This window comes from Bacteroides sp. HPS0048, assembly GCF_964240755.1.
Lineage (GTDB): Bacteria > Bacteroidota > Bacteroidia > Bacteroidales > Bacteroidaceae > Bacteroides > Bacteroides nordii.
Genome location: NZ_CAXSVC010000028.1, coordinates 34,259 through 54,292, shown reverse-complemented (window position 1 = coordinate 54,292; position 20,034 = coordinate 34,259). Strand labels below are relative to the sequence as shown.

8 protein-coding genes and 1 pseudogene are annotated in these 20,034 nt (G+C 41.6%); all 9 read right to left on the bottom strand.

Features of this window, described 5'->3' with window-relative positions; all coding sequences use genetic code 11:
• Window positions 1–2: 2 nt before the first annotated feature.
• Complete coding sequence (locus ACESQI_RS18415; protein WP_320969979.1) at window positions 3–950, bottom strand: ROK family protein; 948 nt, start codon at window positions 948–950, stop codon at window positions 3–5.
• Window positions 951–1,493: 543 nt separating this feature from the next.
• Window positions 1,494–3,122 (bottom strand): Tat pathway signal sequence, encoded by a 1,629-nt coding sequence (locus ACESQI_RS18410; RefSeq protein WP_195349860.1) that lies wholly within the window; start codon window positions 3,120–3,122, stop codon window positions 1,494–1,496.
• A 164-nt stretch (window positions 3,123–3,286) separates the two neighbouring features.
• A complete protein-coding gene (locus ACESQI_RS18405) occupies window positions 3,287–4,894 on the bottom strand; it encodes a sulfatase (RefSeq protein ID WP_025866940.1) in 1,608 nt (535 codons plus the stop codon).
• A 120-nt stretch (window positions 4,895–5,014) separates the two neighbouring features.
• The gene (hepC, locus tag ACESQI_RS18400; protein WP_373126703.1) at window positions 5,015–7,024 is read right to left on the bottom strand and encodes a heparin-sulfate lyase HepC; all 2,010 of its coding nucleotides are present in this window, start codon (window positions 7,022–7,024) and stop codon (window positions 5,015–5,017) included.
• Between the two features lie 176 nt (window positions 7,025–7,200).
• Window positions 7,201–8,490, bottom strand: coding sequence for a DUF4995 domain-containing protein (locus tag ACESQI_RS18395; RefSeq protein ID WP_025866938.1), 1,290 nt, complete (start codon window positions 8,488–8,490; stop codon window positions 7,201–7,203).
• Window positions 8,491–8,687: 197 nt separating this feature from the next.
• Window positions 8,688–10,340 (bottom strand): RagB/SusD family nutrient uptake outer membrane protein, encoded by a 1,653-nt coding sequence (locus ACESQI_RS18390; RefSeq protein WP_373126701.1) that lies wholly within the window; start codon window positions 10,338–10,340, stop codon window positions 8,688–8,690.
• A 13-nt stretch (window positions 10,341–10,353) separates the two neighbouring features.
• Window positions 10,354–13,491 carry a TonB-dependent receptor gene (locus ACESQI_RS18385; protein WP_002561945.1) on the bottom strand — a complete coding sequence of 1,046 codons (3,138 nt, stop codon included), beginning with the start codon at window positions 13,489–13,491 and terminating at the stop codon, window positions 10,354–10,356.
• Window positions 13,492–13,525: 34 nt separating this feature from the next.
• Entirely contained in the window at window positions 13,526–15,661 is a 2,136-nt protein-coding gene (locus ACESQI_RS18380) for a surface glycan-binding family protein (RefSeq protein WP_195349856.1), read from the bottom strand.
• A 389-nt stretch (window positions 15,662–16,050) separates the two neighbouring features.
• A pseudogene (locus ACESQI_RS18375) lies at window positions 16,051–20,019 on the bottom strand (two-component regulator propeller domain-containing protein); the annotation flags it as partial.
• Between the last annotated feature and the right edge of the window lie 15 nt (window positions 20,020–20,034).

The window sequence follows — 20,034 nt, the reverse complement described above, 5'->3', positions numbered from 1 at the left end:
TACTATCGTCGATTAAATATTAAGCCTGCTGCTCCTATACTTCCGGCTTTATTACCTAAGCGAGCTGCAATGATTTCAGTGTTGACCGCACAATCGGGGATAGCATAACGATGTGCTTGCCGGCTGATCTTCTCTATATAGAAGTTTCCCGCTTCGGACAGTCCGCCTCCAATAACAATGCGTTGCGGGCTAAAGATATTAATAAATCCGGCAATACCATGTCCTAAGTAGTCACAATGTTCTTCTAAACATTCCGTAGCAAGTTTATTTCCCTCTTTGTAGAGGTGGACAATAAGCTCACCATTGATCTCCTTTCCCGGATATTGTATGCCTGCTTCTGCACTGCGTTGTGTGAAACGGCGTACCAGTGCCGATGTGGAAGCGTAATGTTCCAGACAGCCTACCGAACCACAAGCACAAGCCTCTCCATTGGCAATGAGGGGTACATGTCCCAGTTCCGTCCCCCGGTTGGCAAAGCCGTTGAATAGTTTGCCGTCAATCACAACAGCTCCTCCGATTCCTGTACCGACAGTCAGAAACACAACATGTGTTGCTCCTTGTCCTGCTCCGTACATCGTTTCTCCCAATCCCATCAGATTAGCGTCATTGCCAAGTAAAGTAGGGAGTCCGGTAGCTTTTTCAATTATATCCGCTAAGTGGAGCTTTTCCCATCCCTTGATGTTTTCGGCTCCTCCGAGAACAATACGGTTGGTTTCGTCTACAATTCCTGGTGTACCGATACCGATACCTTCGATATTGTATCCTTGTTCAGTGGCGAAAGCTTTTACTTCATTGATCGCTTTTATCAATTGTTCTATTACGGCTTCTGCCGAGATATCAGCCAAAGAGGGTAGTTTTCCCTGAAACGGGAATTCTCCTTCATTACTGATGAGGGCGTATTTGATGGAGGTGCCGCCCAAATCGATGCCGATAGCATATAGGTTGTTCATAAAATATCTTATTAAGTTGGATGTACTTTTCTTTTGCCTTGATGCAAAAGAAAAGATACCAAAAGAAAAGCTCAAGGCTGCATTTTCTCCGCTACTGCACTACGGTGAAAAGCTAAAGGGGCTCGAACTCGCTTCGCTCAGACAATCGCCCCTTCTTACGCTTTTCGCCTCCATTCCGTTTGACGCTGCGGAAATGAGGCCGGGGGGGACCATTCGGATGGTAGATAGCATACAATGCTTCTTGTAACTAAAAACGTATACTATATTACATTAATTATATTGCAATATATTTACTTTTATATCACATATCTCTACCTCATCCTAAACCGTAGTTCCGCTGATGAACGGTCTCTGGCCTCATTTTTTCTCCGTCAAGCGAACGCCCGCAGTGAAGCGTCAAAAAGGGGCGATTGTTTGAGCGAAGCGAGTTCGAGCCCCTTTAGCGGAACGAAGGAAGTGAGTAGGAGAAAAAATGCAGCCTTGATTCTTTCTTTTGGTATCTTTTCTTTCGCATCAAGGCGAAAGAAAAGTACATTATACAATTTAAACTCTCTCCGCCCAGATCGGTGAACTCCATGCCCACTGCTGATCGCGTTGACGAACCCGGACATAGTAATAATCCGTATCCTTTTGCGGTTCTTTATCTTCCATAAAGTGCTCTACTGTATAGCAGCTTTCGGGCATTGCGCGATTGAAAAGAATGGCTTCACTCAACCAGCCTATCATAAAGTGAGAGCGTGAACCTTCGAGCAATTCGCCTAAAGTATGCTCAAACTTCTTGCCGTTAAACTCTGCTGTCAGAACTCCGTCTTTAGGCATTTCCAGTTCAAGGATGACAGCCTGCATTGCGGGAGTAGTTACGTTCGGATTTTTACTGGAGTACATATCGAGTTCCGTTTCCTTCTCATTGGTAGAAAGGATACGATTTACATGTGTATGGAATTCTGTTTCACCCTCTTGCGGAGAAGTAAATGCAGCGCCACGGAAACAGGGGGTTACGCTCACGATACGTCCTTTATCTACTGCGAGTTTACCTAACCAGTGCACGTATTTCTCTTCACGATTCCAGCCAAAGTCTACTTTCACTTTACAGTGTACAGTGTCACCTTCGGGCATTATCGGAGTCAATGGGCCATTCAAGCGGGCAATGCATTGTCCGTTTTTCACGATATCTACATAGTCGATGCAGCTTTCACCTTCTACGTTAACATAGATGCGACGGCTGTTGCCACGTACCACGTCTCCCATGAATGCGTCATTCAGACGGAAGTCAATCTTAATTTTGTCACCGGTCGCACCACATACATGACGGTTTTTCAGAGCATCCCAAATGGCATCCCGAGTCAGTGAAGGAGCCAGTACACCGATACGTCCGTCGCCATAGCTACCCGGATAACCCGAATGTTGGTCTGTAGAGCACATGATACCAAACTTATTGCCACGATCCAATCCGTATTGCACGGTTCCTTCCCACTGGCGTGGTCCCATATCATGCAGATAGTTATAATCTCCCTGATCACTTTCTGCCAGTCCGTGACGAGAATACATTTCAACGAATGGAGTCTGATCTCCTTCTGTGAAACAATCCCAGTTGTATCCGCGGTATCCACCCTGATAACCCATATGGTGTGGGGTGATAAATACCTTCTCGTTTTTTAGCTTCTCTTTCCATTCCTGTACAGAGGTACATTCTACGAGTGGTACATCAATGTCATGCCACAGTGCCACGTGGTCACCGTGTGCCATGCTATGGCATTCGTATCCCGTAAAAGTAAGGAATTCTCCTTCCTTATTATACTCTTTCGTCATAGCGATGTATTTGTCATAGTTGCCTTCACGCAGACGTTTGAAAGCACCTGTGTGGTAGTCTATCACCCATTTCAGACGAGGATCATCAGCTCCGGGAATGTCCGGCCACATGGCATGTGGAGTCACTGATACAAAGTCCAGTTGTTCTCTTGCTGCTTCAAAAGCATCGCGCATATCACCATGTCCGTAAGTGATGTTACAGTGATTATGTAAGTCACCCCAGTACATTTTAAGGTCACTTGCTGATGGCATGATTTTTTTAGCATCTTTGCTACCCGCTGCACAAGCACCGAGCAGGCTACCGGATGCGGCCAGTCCCAGGAAGGACCAACCTGTGTTTTTAAGAAAACTTCTTCTGTCCATAATAATATTTACGATTAGACGATTTACAAATTACGATTGAAATTACTTTGTTTATATATAAGGCAGTGGAGAGATTTACGATTAGACAATTTACAATTAGGATTATTCTTCTGAAAGAGGAAATATCAATCGTAAATCGTCAATTGTCCAATCGTCTAATCTTTTCACCTGTTGTGCATCATTCGTCTGTCTCCTTTGAATAGTTCTTTTACCTTCTCTTCCGGATCAGTATCATTATATTGTTTCTGTGTATCTTCCAACAGCTGCATGAGTTCTTTTTGCTTCTCTGCATACTCCGGTTTATTAAATACGTTATTCATTTCACGCGGGTCTGCTTTCATATCGTACATTTCCCATTCGTTGATGTCATTGTAGAAATGAATGAGTTTGAAATCCTGCGTGCGAATACCATAGTGACGCTTCACAGAGTGCTCTGCCGGATATTCATAATAGTGATAATAAGCAGCCTGACGCCAGTCTAGCGGAGCTTTGCCTGCATTATCCATGATCGGCTTCAGAGATTTACCTTGTATATCCGAAGGGATATCTGCGCCTGCATAATCAAGGAAAGTAGGAGCAAAGTCTACATTCATGCTGATTGCACTACTTGTGCTTCCTGCCTTGATACCTTTTGGGAAACGGATTATCAGTGGCATACGTTGACACTCTTCATACATAAAGCGTTTGTCAAACCAACCATGTTCACCCAGGAAGAAACCCTGATCCGACGTATAGACGATGATTGTGTTATCCAGTTCTCCAATCTCTTCCAGATAGTTCATCAAGCGTCCGATATTCTCATCTACTGCAAGTACTGTTGCCAGATAATCGCGCATGTATTGCTGATATTTCCAGCTGATAAGTGCCTTTCCTTTTAAGTTTCCTTTATGATACTCGGCAATACGTTGTGCATAGACTGAATCCCATTTGTCCTGCACTTCTGCCGGCATGCGTTTGTAGACGCTGTACAGGCGATTGGTAGTATCTTTTAGCATTTCGGCACGTGTGAGTAACTTCAAGTCCCAATCGTTCGTTAATGTATGTTCGATAGACATATCCTGTTCACGTGCTGCACGCCCACGTCCTTCGTAATCATCGAAAAGGTTGGCGGGTTCAGGGAATATTGTATTATTGAATATACCCAGATGCCGGGGAGCAGGCATCCAGTTGCGATGAGGTGCTTTCTGATGATACATCATGCAGAAAGGTTTTGATTTATCGCGGTGTTCAAGAAAGTTGATTGCTTTGTCTGTGATAATATCTGTGGCATATCCTTTCTCGACAACAGGTTTACCCATTTCAAGAAAATCTGGGTCGTAATAATCACCCTGTTCATGTTGTCCGCTCAGAATGCTCCAGAAGTCGAAGCCTTGTGGTTCGGTGATAAGATGCCATTTGCCGATCATGGCAGTTTGATATCCGGCTTGTTGCAGTAGTTTGGGGAAAGTCTGCTGATCGCCGTTAAAAGTACTTGCATTGTCAGTAAAGCCGTTCTCATGGCTGAATTTACCTGTCAGGATACAGGCACGGGACGGACCGGAGAGTGCATTGACTGCATAGCAGTTATCGAAGCGGATACCTTCATTGGCAATGCGGTCCATATTCGGAGTTTGAATAAGATTACCACCATAGCATGACATGGCTTGTGTGGTATGGTCGTCCGTCATCATGAAAATGATGTTAGGGCGCTTGGGTTCTTCCTTTTTTTCTGCGCATGAGGCAAGACTCAGTGCGGCAAGTGGAAGGATGAGTTGAGAGGATTTGCTTTTCATAATGACCAGTTATTTAGTGGTTAGTGATGGGTGATCAGTGATGAGTGATTAGTGATAAGTGATTAACACCATGCGGTATATAGTGCAGCCGGTTAATCACTTATCACTAACTACTTATCACTAATCGCTGATTTTATATTTCAATGACTGTTTCTTACCATCGATTTTCACTTCTACTTCCAGTGCATTTTCGTCAAACTTCTTATTTTTGAAACTTGCCGACAATTTGGGGGCTTTGGCACTGTCCTCAGTCGGGTAGATAATCGTGATATAACGTACGGCCTCTTCTTTATCTTTGCCTACATTGAAGGCTACGGCAGTACGTTCAACGCGTTTGCGATAGGCAGTAGAGCGCCATCCTTCTTCTGTTTCCAATGTTGTACCTTTCGGAGCAAAGCATTGTAGTTTCACATTACTGTTACCTCCAAAGTCAGAAGTAATTGTCATTGTTTTCGGATCAATGTTCACTTTACCTTCACACAGTTGGTAGTGCAGATTTACTTTACCTTTGGCAGCACCTACAGCTTCGTCTACAATCACAAAATATTTATTTTCAACGAAGAATACAGAACGACGGTGTTTCAAATCTTTGTAGCTGGAGTTTTCAGTTACTAATATTTGTACGTCACCTTCCGGTTGCCAAAGTTTGGTTACAGACTCTGTGGTCTCTAATGTTTTGTTATCAAGTGTCAACGTATTGTGAACCATCGTTTGGCGGAACCAGTTACGTAATTTCATCACTTCACCTTCGCCGGCGTATACGTATGCACCACTGTCTGGGAAGAGGTTTTTGCCATTAAACCAAAGTTCAAATGTGCCATTATCCGGTTGGCAATGCCAGAATGCTTTGGGGCCGGCTTTCACTACCATTACTGTAGCGCCTGTATTCCATGAATTGCGGAAAGTAAAGAAGCCTGATTTCAGAAAACCTTTAGATAAGTTCTCCGGTTTCTTTCCTTTTTTACCTTCTGTAGCAAACCAAAGTATCTGCTCATTTTTCGGGAAGATTTTTACCCAGTCTTTGTAGTTGTTGATTTCAGCTGGTTTATCACCTAATTTAGCATCGCTGAAGCAAGGATTAGAGTAATCAGGGAAACAGATATTACTATAGAAAGTAATCATTGATTCGATGGTATCCAGATAACCCTGTGGGAATTCATTACGGAACCCATTTACATCTGCCATGCGCAATGCCTTACAGAAGATATTAATAGCTGCCAGGTGATAATGTGGGTCGAGCTCAAACTGTCCGCCGTCTTCGTATACCTGTACATGAATTTCGTGATTCAGGATATCGATGCCGCTCTTTCTCCATGCTGCCGCTTCTTTGAATTCGGGAAAGAAAGCTCCTGCATAGATCATACGTTGTGCCTCGAACAATAAGTGGTTGCCCTGGTCCGAATAGTTGTTTAGGATGTGTACAGCATGTTTGTGGTAATTTACAAGGAATTCTGTGAGGAAATCCGGAGTAAAGGATGAAGAGGGGAGGAATAACAGGAACTGGCTTGTCTGGTCTTGCAGACGGTTACTAACTTCCAGTGGACGCCATGCAAAGCGTACGTTTTCAGCATTTCCTTTCACTTCGCCTGCACTGACAAGTTCGTAGTGCTCTTTTTCCATTTTTGTCAGAGGATTCTTCTTGATCCAGTCGATATACTGAAAAGCCCATTCCTTTGCATACTTTTCGTCACCGGAGATGCGGTAAGCCTTTCCCATCGGAGTGAACCATTTGTGACGGTGTAACTGCCAACGCAATTCATTGTCTTTCACCGGCCAGTATTGCCAGTTAATGTCTTTACCGTAGTTGTAAGAAGGCTGATAACCTTTATGTACAAAGAAAGTGTGCTCTAAACCATCGTCGGCCCATTTCTGTTCCTGCTTGCTGATTTTAAGGTTTTGCAGATCGATATCCGGACTCTTCACATTAGTCCGTGCCCGATAGTAGTCGAGTAATGCTTTGGCGGCATCCTCATCCTTACCCTCTTCGTGGAGAGCTTTCACTTTCTCAAGTCCCGGATAATCCAGGTTGAGGAGCGAGAATACTTCGCTTTTCAATTCCTGAGCACCTGCTTGGCTTGCAAAACATGCAATAACAAGCAGAGTGATTAATTTAAATGTTTTGTTTAACATGATAGTTTTTTAATGTTATAGGGTTATAATGTTATAAAGTTATCGGGTCATAGAGTTATGATGTTATTGGAGTTGTAATGTTATAAAGTTATCGGGTTATGATGTTATAGGATTTGGTTATCAAGCTCACAAAATATAACTTTATAACCCTATAACTTTATAGCTCTATAACCTTATTACAGCTTCTTATATTCTATTCCCTTCAAGTCCATAAAGCGTTTCAAAGCTTCCATGTAGTAATAGTCTGCGTAATTCAGTGGAGTATCGATTTCCGAGCCATTGGGTAGTGAACCGGTAGAGTGCATCAGAATGAATCCCTGGTTATCACCTGCTTTGGCCAGATAAGCATCGCTTGAGAGGCTCTTCAGAATTTTTTCTGCATAATCCAGGTATTTCTTTCCATCCGGAACCATTGTACTCATTTCAATGAGGGCGGAAGCTGTAACAGAAGCTGCTGAAGCATCTCGCGGAGTTCCTTCACCCTCGGGTGCATCATAATCCCACAAAGGTATAGCATCATCTGTTTTTACCCGTGCCATGATCATATCGGCAATTTTAGTAGCAAAATCCAAGTATTCTTTGTCGCCTGTTTCACGATAGCAGGATACGTATCCGTATACCGCCCATGCTTGTCCGCGTGCCCATGAAGAGTCATCGTTTTTGCCTTGATGAGTCTGTCTGCGTTCCACTGTACCATCATTGTTGTAGCTGATTACGTGCCAGCAGGTATAGTCCGGACGGAAGTGGTGCTTCATGGTAGTTTGTGCGTGTTTGATAGCAATGTCTTTGTATTTGGGATTACCTGTCATTTTGCTGGCTGTAAATAACAGGTCGAGATTCATCATGTTGTCAATGATAACCGGGAAGTTCCATGTTCCGAAGTCCCATGAACGGATTGCACCAATTGGCTCATTAAAACGTGAACAAAGATTTTCTGCTGTTTCTACCATTACAGCGGAGATGGTATCATTGGGTGATAAACGTTTTGCGTTGCCATAGCTACAATTTATCATAAAACCAAGATCGTGTGTACCCGTATAGTAGCGTACCGGATTCAGCATATTTGTATATTTAACAGCTTGTGTTTTTAATGCATTATCACCTGTCAGCTCGTAAGTATACCATAACGTTCCGGGAAAGAATCCGCTTGTCCAGTCAAGTAGTCCGCAAAGACGGCGTTTCCCTAACTTATATGCCTGAGGATGGGTGCGAAGTGAATCCTTAAAAGTAAGTGAATCTCGTTCTAATTGCTGACAAAGGAAATTCATGTCATAGCCGGTCCAGATGGAACGTGGCATTTTTGTTGAGTCGGCAATTTCTTCAGCTGTAAGTTTGAGCTGTGCAGAAGCTACATCAATGCCTTTTTTAATCCAGCTGTAGTCTTCCTTTGGAGTAGTGTTGCACGATGACAGAGCAACGACCGCAAGCGAAGCAAAGAGCACAAGGTTCTTTTTCATGTTATTCATTTTTTAATAAGCAGTTGTTAAATGTGATTTTGTTATATTGCAAATGTACTCAATCAAGATGTATTTTTATTGTACGAATGTTGAAAAGGAATTGGAATAAGTCCACTATAGTATTACTTTTGTTGAATTTGCTATTAATATTATGTAAGAGGGTACTCTGTGGCACCCTCTTGCTTTGTTTTTATAGAAATTCGGAATTAATTCCAACCCGGGTTTTGTTTGAACTGTATCATAAGATCTTTGTCTCTTTGCGGGATGGGAAACAGTTCGTGTTTACCCTTCTTTGTAAAATCGTATGCTATGTAATTTGCATTCGGGAACCATCTTCTCAGTTTTGTATCTGTTTCATCAATTGCTTCTGCATAGATTCCCCAGCGTACAAGATCTTGGCGGCGATGTCCTTCAAAAGCAAGCTCGTATGCACGTTCTTTGCGGATGGCTTTCTGGAAACCTTGATAATCGAGTCCGGCAGGCAGGTCTGCAAAATTACTAGCTGCGTCTACCGGAAGTCCGAATCCGCGACGGCGTACCATGTTTATAGCGTTGTAAGCATCGTCATTGGGAGATTTTTTCCATTCGTTCAAGGCTTCTGCATACAATAATAATACATCTGAGTAGCGCAGGATGTACCAATTTATATTGGAACGTTCACCATTGATCAGTACATTACTTTTGCTTACATACTTTTCTGTGTCCCATTTAGCCGGAGTAAGGAGTTGCCAGTTCTTTTGGTCTTCGTCCGGGCCTTTGGTTGAATATGGAGTTTTTACAGTACCTACATATTTATAATCGGCGATAGAGAGATTACAACGCAAATCGTTTTCTTTATTCTCCCAGTCACGGTAGAAAGTATAGAGAACTTTCACATTACCAGCATTGCGTCCGCGTACGCCTGGGATTTCGTTTGCAATCACGCCGTTCCACTTACCGATACGTCCTACAGGGTCCTCGCTGTTTGTTCCTGTTACGGTAGGGGCATAGAAACTTACTTCAATTAAGCTCTCTTCAGGGGCCCACACACCGTTACAGGTGTTTTTCCATAGTTGTTCATAATTCTGTAGTAAGCTGTGCTTTTTCGATTCAATAAGGGTCTGAGCAGTCAGTGCAGCCTGTTCCCATTTAGAGGTGTCATGTACAGGGTATCCTGCCCATGTAGCATATACTTTAGCCAACAATCCTAAAGCAGCACCTTTTGACATGCGGAAGCTGCTCTCTTTGCGTACATCGTCCTCGGTTGAATATGGCAGATTATCTGCTGCAAATTTCAGATCATCTTCAATAAAACGGTATACCTCAGCCGGATCTGCCTGTACAAAAGTAGACGGATGCTGATTGGACATCTGGGTGTTTTTCATGAGTGCGATATTACCATACCAGCGAACTAATTCGAAGTAATATAAACCACGCAAAGCTCTTGCTTCTGCCATATAGATGTTTGCCAGCTTCTTGTCGCCTTCTGTATAGTTGCCCACTTTACTCTCCAGTGTTTCAATAAAATCATTGGCATTGTAGATGGAGTTGTACAATGTAGACCAGGTAGACTGAACACTGGAGTTACTTGTGGTGAAGGCATTGGCCGGGATTTCACGGAATGCATTTGTCGAGTTACCTTCACATTGTGCAATGTCATTGGTGATATTGAACAGTATGGATAGATTATAGCTGTACAGTGCATCAGTCACCATATTGCGATAAACACCTAATAACACGGTTTCTGCTTCTGAAGCATTGTTCATGTATTTCGATTTATCAACTTCTACAGCTGACTCTTCCGCAAGCATGTCTGAGCAAGAGGAGAGGGAAGTGGCACACATTAATGCTGCGAATATATAATAGGATATCTTTTTCATTGTTGTCATTTGATTAGAATTGAATATCAAGTCCGAATGTAATTACTCTACTCTTTGGATATGCACCCCAGTCAAGTCCGGGAGTCATCGGGCTACTGCTTGCTGTACTTACCTCAGGATCATAGCCGCTATAACCCGAAATACAGAAGAGATTCTGGCCTGAAGCATATACGCGTAATTTAGAAATATATGCTTTCTTTGTCCAGTTGACAGGAAGTGTGTAACCCAGTGTCACGTTCTTCAAACGCAGGAATGAACCGTCTTCAATGAAACGTGAATATAGTTCATTTTTTACGTATCCTTTGGCCGAAGGTACTCTGTTGGATGCATTGGTCGGAGTCCAGCGGTCTGCAACCTCTGCCAGCTGATTGGTACGTTCGTTCTGAGTCTGGGTGGCATAAAGGCGGGTTGCATTGTATACATCGTTACCATAATTGAATTGGAACATGACACTCAGATCGATGCCCTTATAGTTAAATGTATTAGTGAAACCACCATACCATTTGGGAATAGCATTACCAATTACCGTACGGTCGTTAGTGGTGATTACACCGTCACCATCCTGATCTTTATATTTCACAACCCCTGGAACCAAAGGACCGGTAGTATAGCGATCATTACGTGTTACGCCCGGTTTTAGTTGCTGTGAACCGTTCGGAGTAGTAATAAAGTCGGAACTTTGATATACACCATCAAATTCATATCCATAAATTAATCCCAGAGAAGAACCTACGGTAGCTACGTAATCATAGTCTGTAAAGTCAGAGCTGAACCCTGAACGGGAATACATAGACTGTACTCCTGACTGAAGTGATTTCAATTCGTTGCGAATGAATGAAATGTTGAAATCTGTTTGCCAGGTAAAGTTACGGCTCTGGATGTTTGTACTGTTCAGGCTAAGTTCGATACCACGATTCTGAATCTTACCAATGTTTTGGTATTGAGAAGAGAATCCGGTGACATGTGCCAGACTCTGTGCCAGCAACAAATCTTTCGTGTTTTTGATAAAGAAATCAGCTGTCAGGTTCAGCCTATTGTCAAGGAAGCCCAGGTCAAAACCTAAGTTAATGGTGGTAGAACCTTCCCATTTCAGATTTTCATTTTTCAGTTGTTTCGGAGTTAATACAGTAACTGTACTTCCGCCTACACCATATTTGCTCTGTTCGTATAAGTCCATAGATAAGTAGTTGGATATGCGGTCATTACCTACTGTTCCCCAACCAAAACGTACTTTAGCATTTGAAATGAATTCCAGATTCTTCATGAAGTTTTCTTCAGACACCCTCCATGCAGCAGAGAATGAGGGAAAATATCCCCATTTATGCTTTTTAGAGAATACCGTAGAACCGTCAGCACGTACAGTGGCAGTCAACAAATAACGATTGTTGTAACTATAGTTACCACGGGCAAAAAATGATACTAATGTTTTGTCGCTGTATGAAGTAGCTACTTTACTTGGCGTTGCACCGATACCTAAGTTGTCATTACCCATGTTGTCAAAAGGGAAGTCTTTTGCCTGTCCTAATAGGTATTCAGAGCTTTTGAATGAGATTTCCTGTCCTAACATCACGTCATAAGAATGCTTTTTGATTTTCTGTTTCCAGGTAAGGTTGTTATAGTTCGTCCAACGGAGGTCACGTCCCATTTGAGTCTGACCATAAGGTTTCTGTCCGTTACGGTAGGCTTCTTTCGAACCATTCTTATAGAAAATGTTCGTACGGGTATTGGTCGTATTGTAAGTTCCGGCTGTTTTGAATGTTAACCCTTTTATAATTTCCCAGGTTACAGACAGGTTACCCGACCACATTTCAGAACGTTTTGTATTCGTAACAGATTGGGTCTGCATAATAGGATTTACCTGTGCGAGGCTTTCACTACTTTCCAACTCCAATGGGTCGATAGCAGCTGCCAACAGTTCTTCATTCGTTAATGCAAGACCACCGGTTGGACGGGCACTCAGAATTTGAGCTAACATATTGAAACGACCGGAATCTCCGGATGTGCCTGCACCCTTCTTGTTTGTATTTGAATAGTTGATGGTAGCATCAAAAGATACGTTTTTAGTTACTTTCTGATTCACACGGAATTTACCGGATGTTTTATCAAATCCACTATTGTTGAATATACCATTTTCATTGTAACGGGAGAATGAAAGTGTATACTTCGTATTGTCATTACCACCCATTACAGACAGGTTATGATCTTGTGACCAGGTCGGGCGGAATGTCTCACTTTGCCAGTCTACACCTTGTACACCGATATAATCATTCATAGACTGATATCTGTAAGGAACACCATTGTCATCTTCACCGGTTCTATAATACGTATTTGCATATTTACTGGGATTAACTTCCATCTGTAATTTTACAAATTCGTACGGATCCAGCAAATCCAGCATCTTGGAGATCTTACGGTAACTTGTAGAACCGTTATAACTTACTACAGGACGGCCGGTTTTTCCTGATTTTGTAGTTACCATTACAACACCATTGGCTGCACGTGCTCCATAGATGGCAGCTGAGGAAGCATCTTTCAATACTTCAATTGATTCAATATCCGAGTTAGCGAGATAATTAATATTGTCTACCTGGAAACCATCTACAATGTACAGTGGAGAAGCATCTCCTGTCATTGTGCCGATACCGCGTACTTTGATATCAAAACCAGAACCGGGAGTACCGTCTGTTTGTGTGATTTGTACACCGGCTACCTGTCCTCCTAAAGCTTCCATTACCGAACCGGTCTTGAAACCTTCAACATTTTTGGCAGATACCGATGATACTGATCCGGTCAGGTCCGAACGCTTCATTGAACCATAACCTACTACAACCACTTCATCCAGCATTGCATTGTCCGGAACCATTTTGATATTCAGTGTTTTCTGATCCTGTATTTTTATTTCCTGTGGCTTATAACCAATATAAGAAACTGACAATACATCTCCCTTTTTGGCGGTAATTGTAAATTTTCCATCCAGATCGGTTACTCCTCCATTGGAAGTTCCTTTCACCATTACGGTTGCTCCGATCAGTGGGAAATCTGTTTCGTCAACTATTACTCCCTTAATTGTATTCTGGGCATATAAGCTGATTGACATAATCAGAGCTAAGAGGGTCATCCACCCTCTTTGGCTCATAGCTTTATTTATCATTGAATTACTCATTATTTATAATATAAGATATAGATTAAAATTTCTCATCAAACCAAACAAGAATCGGAAAAATCTTATTACCGTTACCTAAGCCTGCACTGGCTCCATCGGTTACAAATGTAATTTGTCCGCTCATGACACCATTGGCATACACTTTATCTTCGCCCATCCATTTACCCGGATTGATAACTACTGATTTGTCTGCAGGGTCTATATATGCAAGTGTGGTCGTTTCCGAACCTGCGTTATCATAATATGACATTGGTTTGCGTGCACCGTAGTTTGGTTTTACTCCGATTGCGGTGTAGAAGTTACGCCATACCTGATTCATGAAGAAGTCATCCGTTTTACCGTCATTTTTCATCATTCCGCTGATGTGACTTTCGCTTCCGTTGATGTTGTAATAACTAAAGTCACGTCGATAATCCATTAATACTTTACTTTTATCTGCTCCTGTAACAGTCGGAGCTACAGAGCGTCCCCCTGTCTTGGGGTTTACCTGAAGTACGAATGGAGTATAATTGATAGTTACATCTTTTACTGGTGCTGCAAAATGGAAGAATACAGGTACACTTACTGATACGGCTTCGTCACCTTCACCGGCTGTAGCTGTCACCATAATCATGCCACACATTGCATCTTTCCATGTAATATTTGCCAGATTCAATGCACCGTCTTTACCTACTTTACCATTACTCATGTTGAGTTTGTTCTGTACTTTCCAAGTTACTGTAACACCTTCCGGAATATCTGTTTTCGGTGCGGGGATGACAGTTTTAGCCAACTCTTCGGCAGAGTTGAACCTGTATTGGAAAGCGCTGCCTTCGGGTAGTCCCAGATTATTACCATAGGTAATGGTAGTAAAGAAGTTCTTATTCTTTTCAATAGCGAGTGTAAAGGTAGTGGTCTGTTCCCCTTTTACGTTTTTGGCTTTTACAGCTACTGTATGGGTACCTACAGGAATCGTATTACCTTTCTTTGCAGTGATGGTACCTGTTGTCGCATCGATATTCAGTTGTCCCTGAAGTTCAGCAGCCAGTTCACCTAATTCAAAGGTTACTTCGTCACCTTTGAATGCGTCTGTATGTGCAATGGTGAATGGGGTTGCCTGTGTTTTTGTTACATTCTCATAGGTAAAGTTTTCAATCGGAGCAATAAAACCAACTACTTCCAATGTGAATACACCTTCGAATACTTTATCTGCTTCTTCTGTTGTATTATAGATGTTTTTTACATTTACATCTATAACATAGGTTTCGTCTGCTTTGAAACCATGTCCTTCTGCTACAGAAATGACACCTGTTGAAGCATCAATTTTAATCTTATCAGTGGCAGGAGTTATATTGGCAATGCGATAAACAACACCTTCCAATGAACCTTTTAGTGTAGGTACATTGGTGGTGTATGAAGTGGGGCCTTCGGTAGCTTCTTCCATTTTTCCTTTATTGGGAGTATAGGTCAGAGCTAATGGTTTAGAAGTGATGTTAAAGGTCACAGCATCTGCAAAAATACCTTCTCCGGCTTCTGTCTGTAGCTTTAAAGCTACTTTATAGATGCCCGGTAGAATATCGCCTTCATAGTTCTTATTAATGCTGACTTCACCACTTGCGTTAACAGTGAAGTAATCTTTGAAACCACTTTCTGCAATAGAGTATTTACTGATAGATACATGTTCACCTTCCGTTTTTACCTGTGCTTTGGCATCTGAAGTCTTCACGTCAGCATAGTCAATTGTCAACAGGTTGGGCTCTACTGTGATACCTTCCGGTACAGGACACATCATGTTGATAGATACGGCATCTGTAAAGTGATATGTCTTTCCGTTGGATACACAGGAGATAGAAAGATGATACAGTCCGACAGCCAGATTATCGCTATTCTTGATTTCTATTTCTCCGGTTGTAGCATCAATAACGAAGCTTTCGGAGTTTACACTTTCATTTTCAAGAATAATTTTAGTAATTGTAAAGTCTGCCGGAGTCGCACCAATATAGGTAGGGGCGCTTATTTTTGCATTCATTGAAGGGCCGATATCAGTCATTCCCGAATAATAAATTGCAAAAGGAGTCGAATCTGTAGTTTCTGTGTCCGAGCAAGAAGTCCCGGTCAGAATCAGTGATGTAACAGTCAGGATTACTAAGAAACCTGAGGTTAGCTTTTTAAAGTTCATTGTTTTTAGATCGTTTTTAGTTAGTTTAAAAATGATAGTTAAGGTCTAACATGTGTTCCACAGGCATTGGTGTTTGACTGCTGAACGTGTTAGTAATAGCTGAAAGATAGGTTGCTTCCAACATTTTCATGTCGGAAGATTGTTCATTAGATAAAAGAAAAAGATGTTTCATTCAGGTAATTTGTTAATAAAGATTCTACATGTAATTTTATTATGTAGCAAAGGTATATTAACGCATACTCCCGAATAATTCAGGTTGTAGCAGCTTTATTTAAAAACGACTTTTTTTCTTTTAGTTTTGTGCAGTGAAATATTAGTCTTGTCGAATTACCCCCTTTGGAAGGGGGTAAGAAGTGTCATTATGTAGTATATAGTACGAAGTATAAATATTATCCTTTTCTTTTCTTTATGTATTCTGTAGGCAAACATCCGAAATATTTCTTGAAGCTTGTAGCAAAATAGGAGGGGGTATTAAAGCCTACCATGCTGCTTACTTCAGATACTGTATATCTTCCGTCCTTTAATAGTTTACATGCTTCATTGAAACGGATTTTCCGTATGAAGTCGATAGTAGATTCTCCGGTAATTGCTTTTAATTTCAGATGTAAATTAGAACGGCTCATATTCATTTCGCGTGCAAACTCATCGGTAGAGAATTCAATGTTATCCATATTCTTCTCTACAATAGCCACAGCACGTTTTAGCAATGCTTCATCCATAGCATTGAATGTTATTTTTTCCGGTTCTACTTCCAATGATTTGGAATAACGTTCCAGCATTCTATGTCGCGTACGTAACATATTCTGAATCTTTGTCATCACAATGCTCAGTGAGAATGGTTTCGGAATATAGTCATCTGCACCTACCTGCAATCCTTCCATTTGATCTTTTACTTCACTTTTTGCTGATAGTATGATTACAGGTATGTGGCAGGTTCGTATATTTTGTTTGATGCTTTTGCACAGTTTAATGCCATCCATTACCGGCATCATAACATCTGTCACTACTACGTCTACATCTTTTTCTTTCAGTATTTCCAAAGCTTCTTCGCCATTATATGCTCCAATTGTATTGAACAGTTCGGATAACCCTTGATTCAGATAGTGAAGGATTTCTTTATTATCTTCTACAATTAAGATTGTTCCTCGTTTCTTGTCACCCGTTTCCACCACTTCTTTTTCTACGGTTGCCGTATCAATGAAGTACATATCTTTCGGATTGGTAGTGTGCACTTTGACTTCTTCCTCCATATCTGAAGCTAATTCTGCCGGATTGTATATTGCCGGATCCTGTGGCAGGTAAACAGAGAATGTACTTCCTTTACCTTCTTCACTTTCCAGCTCTATATGCCCATGATGTAGTTCTACCAGCCTTTGTACCAGTGAAAGACCGATACCACTCCCCATATGTTCGCTTTCTATTTGATAGAAGCGCTCAAATATTTTAGCTTGTTTATTGATAGGAATACCTATTCCCGTATCGCTAACTTGCAATAGCAGAAAGTCGTTTTCCTTTTTCAGTGTTACTGTAATACTTTGTCCTTCCTGCGTGTATTTGAAGGCGTTTGAAAGCAGATTATTTACAATCAGTTCAAGATAGTTTGTATCGAAGAGCATTTCTTTTTCTTCTACTTCCGAATGCAAAGTATAATGAATCTTTTTCTGTTTAGCCAGCTTATCGTAGAATAAGAAGTTATCTTCTATTAGTTGGTGTGCATTTCCCATTCTTGCTTTCAGCTCAAACACTCCCAATTCTGCTCTACGGTAATCCATTAATTGATTTACCAGATAGAGCAGGCGGTTGGCATTACGCTGTATATAATCTAACTGGTTACGCGTCCATCGGTCACTAATGCGGCTGATGATTTCTTGCAGTGGTGCCATTATTAACGTTAGTGGAGTACGCAATTCATGAGATATATTGATAAAGAAGCGCATCTTCATCTGATTAATTTCCTCCTGATGCTCTTTGTCCATTCGTTCCATGACCAATTTGGCTTCCATACTTTTGCGCATCAGGAAGAAGCGGAATACAAACGTAATGAATCCGGTGAATGTAGCAACAAATAAAAGAATAGCCCACCACGTTTTATACCATATAGGAAGTACCACGATTTCAAGCTGAGTTGGCGTTTCGTTCCATTTTCCATCACTATTAGCCGCCTTTACGAGAAAGTTGTATGTTCCTTGAGGCAGATTGGAATAGGACACAGGTTGTTTGTCGGTCAGGTAATACCATTCTTTATCATATCCTTCCAATTTGTAGGCAAATGTATTGTGTTGCCCCGAAATATAATTGGATACTACAAAATCCAGTGAAAAAGCCGACTGGTGAGAACTCAATGTTATGCTTTCTGTATCTGCAATGTTTCGTGTCAGTATTTCCGTTTCATCATCCGGGCGCACTATTTTATTGAACAAACGAAGTCCTGTAATAACCACCGGAGGAGTATATGGATTGTCTATCAGCAATTCCGGACGGAAAGTCGTGATTCCGGCAATCCCTCCAAAGTACATCTGTCCGGTCGAAGTACGGCAATAAGAAGACGAGTTAAACTGATTACTTTGTATTCCGTCTGTCTGCGTGAAATTGCGGAATTTTTCTGTTTCTGGATTGAAACAAGTCAATCCTCGGTTAGTGCTCATCCACAGACGTCCGAAGGAGTCCTCCAATATCCCATAGAGCACATTATTGGGGAGTCCGTTGGCTGTTGTATAATGCTTTATTGTATTTTTCTTTTCATTATAGCTGTATACTCCTTCACGTGTTCCTATCCAGAACACATCATTTTGTGTTTCATACACACAGTTGATAAATGCTCCTGCCAACGAAGAGGTTGGTTCAATGAGGTGAAGGGATTCTACTTCTCCGTTTTCTACTTTATAAATGCATAGTCCTTCTTCACCTCCTACCCAAATACGTTGTCGGGAGTCGCGGAAAAGAGTAGTAATGCGGCGGTTGGGAATTTCGTTTCCGTTTTTTTCTTTATCAATGACGGTAAACGAACGTTTTTCCGGATTAAATCGTATGAGTGCCTGGAGAGTCCCTAACCAGAGATTCTGTTCTCCATCCGGTAATATAGCGTATACGTTGTCATCCAGCAACTCGCTGTTTTGCATATTGAAATGCTCGATGCGCCCTGTATTACGTTGGAGCACACTTAGTCCTCCGGCATGTGTACCAATGTATACACGCCCTTGTTTCTCGTCTACATATACTGCTTTTACGTTATTAGAACCAATGCCTTCTTTATTACCTTCTTGCAGAGTGTAGTAAGAGAAACGCTTTGTTTTAGGGTTGTATAGGTTAAGTCCTCCGTCATTGGTTCCTATCCATAGATTGCGTTCGTTGTCTTCAATTATGCAGCTTACTACATTATCGTTCAGCGAATTCTGATAAGGAATTCGTGTGATGTTACGGAAGCGATTCTTTAGGGGGTGATAATAATTGAGTCCTCCGAAGTAGGTACCTAGCCACATACCTCCTTGCGAGTCCATAAAAATGCTACGTACGGAACTTTGTGACAAACTACCGTCTTCTACCGGGTTACTGCTGAAAGACACAAAAGAATCATGCCCTTCATGATAGATGTTCAGGTCATTGAATGTGCCGATCCATAATCTGTTTTGTGAATCCAGTGCAAGTGAACGGATAAAATTGGAACTGATGCATTGTGGCGTTCCGGGTGAATGGCGGTAGTTTTTTACTTCTCCTGTTTTGGGATTCAACAAATAGAGCCCGGCGCCTTCGGTTGCTACCCATAAGCGGGTGGGGGATTGTAACAAGACAGCTTGTATTTGCTTATTATCCAGTGCATTGGTTACCGTGCTTAAGCGTCCTGTACCAATGGAATACTCAAATAATCCATTGTTTGTACCAATATATATATTTTCTCCTTGCCTGCTGATGGTGGAGGCTTTCAGCTGATGCATCTCTGTGCTCAGCTTATTATCTATGAAGCAGGTGTCTTTAACGTTAAATAGCAATAGTCCTTCCTGCGAACTGATGAGGAGTTGTTCCGGATTGATTTCCGCAATGCCGTTTACTTGTGTATTCTTTCCGTTTTTCTTATAGAAGAAATTTCTGAATAAATCTTTTTCTTCATTGTACCATGAAAGTCCGTCTCGCGTACCTATCCATATGCGTCCCTGACTATCGGTCATAACAGTACGGGCTATATCATTGGCTATACTGTGTGGATCAGAAGCGTCATGCTGATAAATAGTAAAATCATATCCATCGAATTTGTTTACTCCATCATAAGTGGCAAACCACATATTTCCTCTTTTATCTTGTGCAATAGAGAAGACGGTGCTTTGCGACAATCCATTGTTAAGTGATATATGAGAAAACTTGATGCTTCCGTTATCATT

Bases quoted from the DNA above. Each gene is read 5' to 3' on its own strand.
- ACESQI_RS18415 (WP_320969979.1), bottom strand. From the start codon at position 950: ATGAACAACCTATATGCTATCGGCATCGATTTGGGCGGCACCTCCATC.
- ACESQI_RS18410 (WP_195349860.1), bottom strand. From the start codon at position 3,122: ATGGACAGAAGAAGTTTTCTTAAAAACACAGGTTGGTCCTTCCTGGGA.
- ACESQI_RS18405 (WP_025866940.1), bottom strand. From the start codon at position 4,894: ATGAAAAGCAAATCCTCTCAACTCATCCTTCCACTTGCCGCACTGAGT.
- hepC (WP_373126703.1), bottom strand. From the start codon at position 7,024: ATGTTAAACAAAACATTTAAATTAATCACTCTGCTTGTTATTGCATGT.
- ACESQI_RS18395 (WP_025866938.1), bottom strand. From the start codon at position 8,490: ATGAATAACATGAAAAAGAACCTTGTGCTCTTTGCTTCGCTTGCGGTC.
- ACESQI_RS18390 (WP_373126701.1), bottom strand. From the start codon at position 10,340: ATGAAAAAGATATCCTATTATATATTCGCAGCATTAATGTGTGCCACT.
- ACESQI_RS18385 (WP_002561945.1), bottom strand. From the start codon at position 13,491: ATGATAAATAAAGCTATGAGCCAAAGAGGGTGGATGACCCTCTTAGCT.
- ACESQI_RS18380 (WP_195349856.1), bottom strand. From the start codon at position 15,661: ATGAACTTTAAAAAGCTAACCTCAGGTTTCTTAGTAATCCTGACTGTT.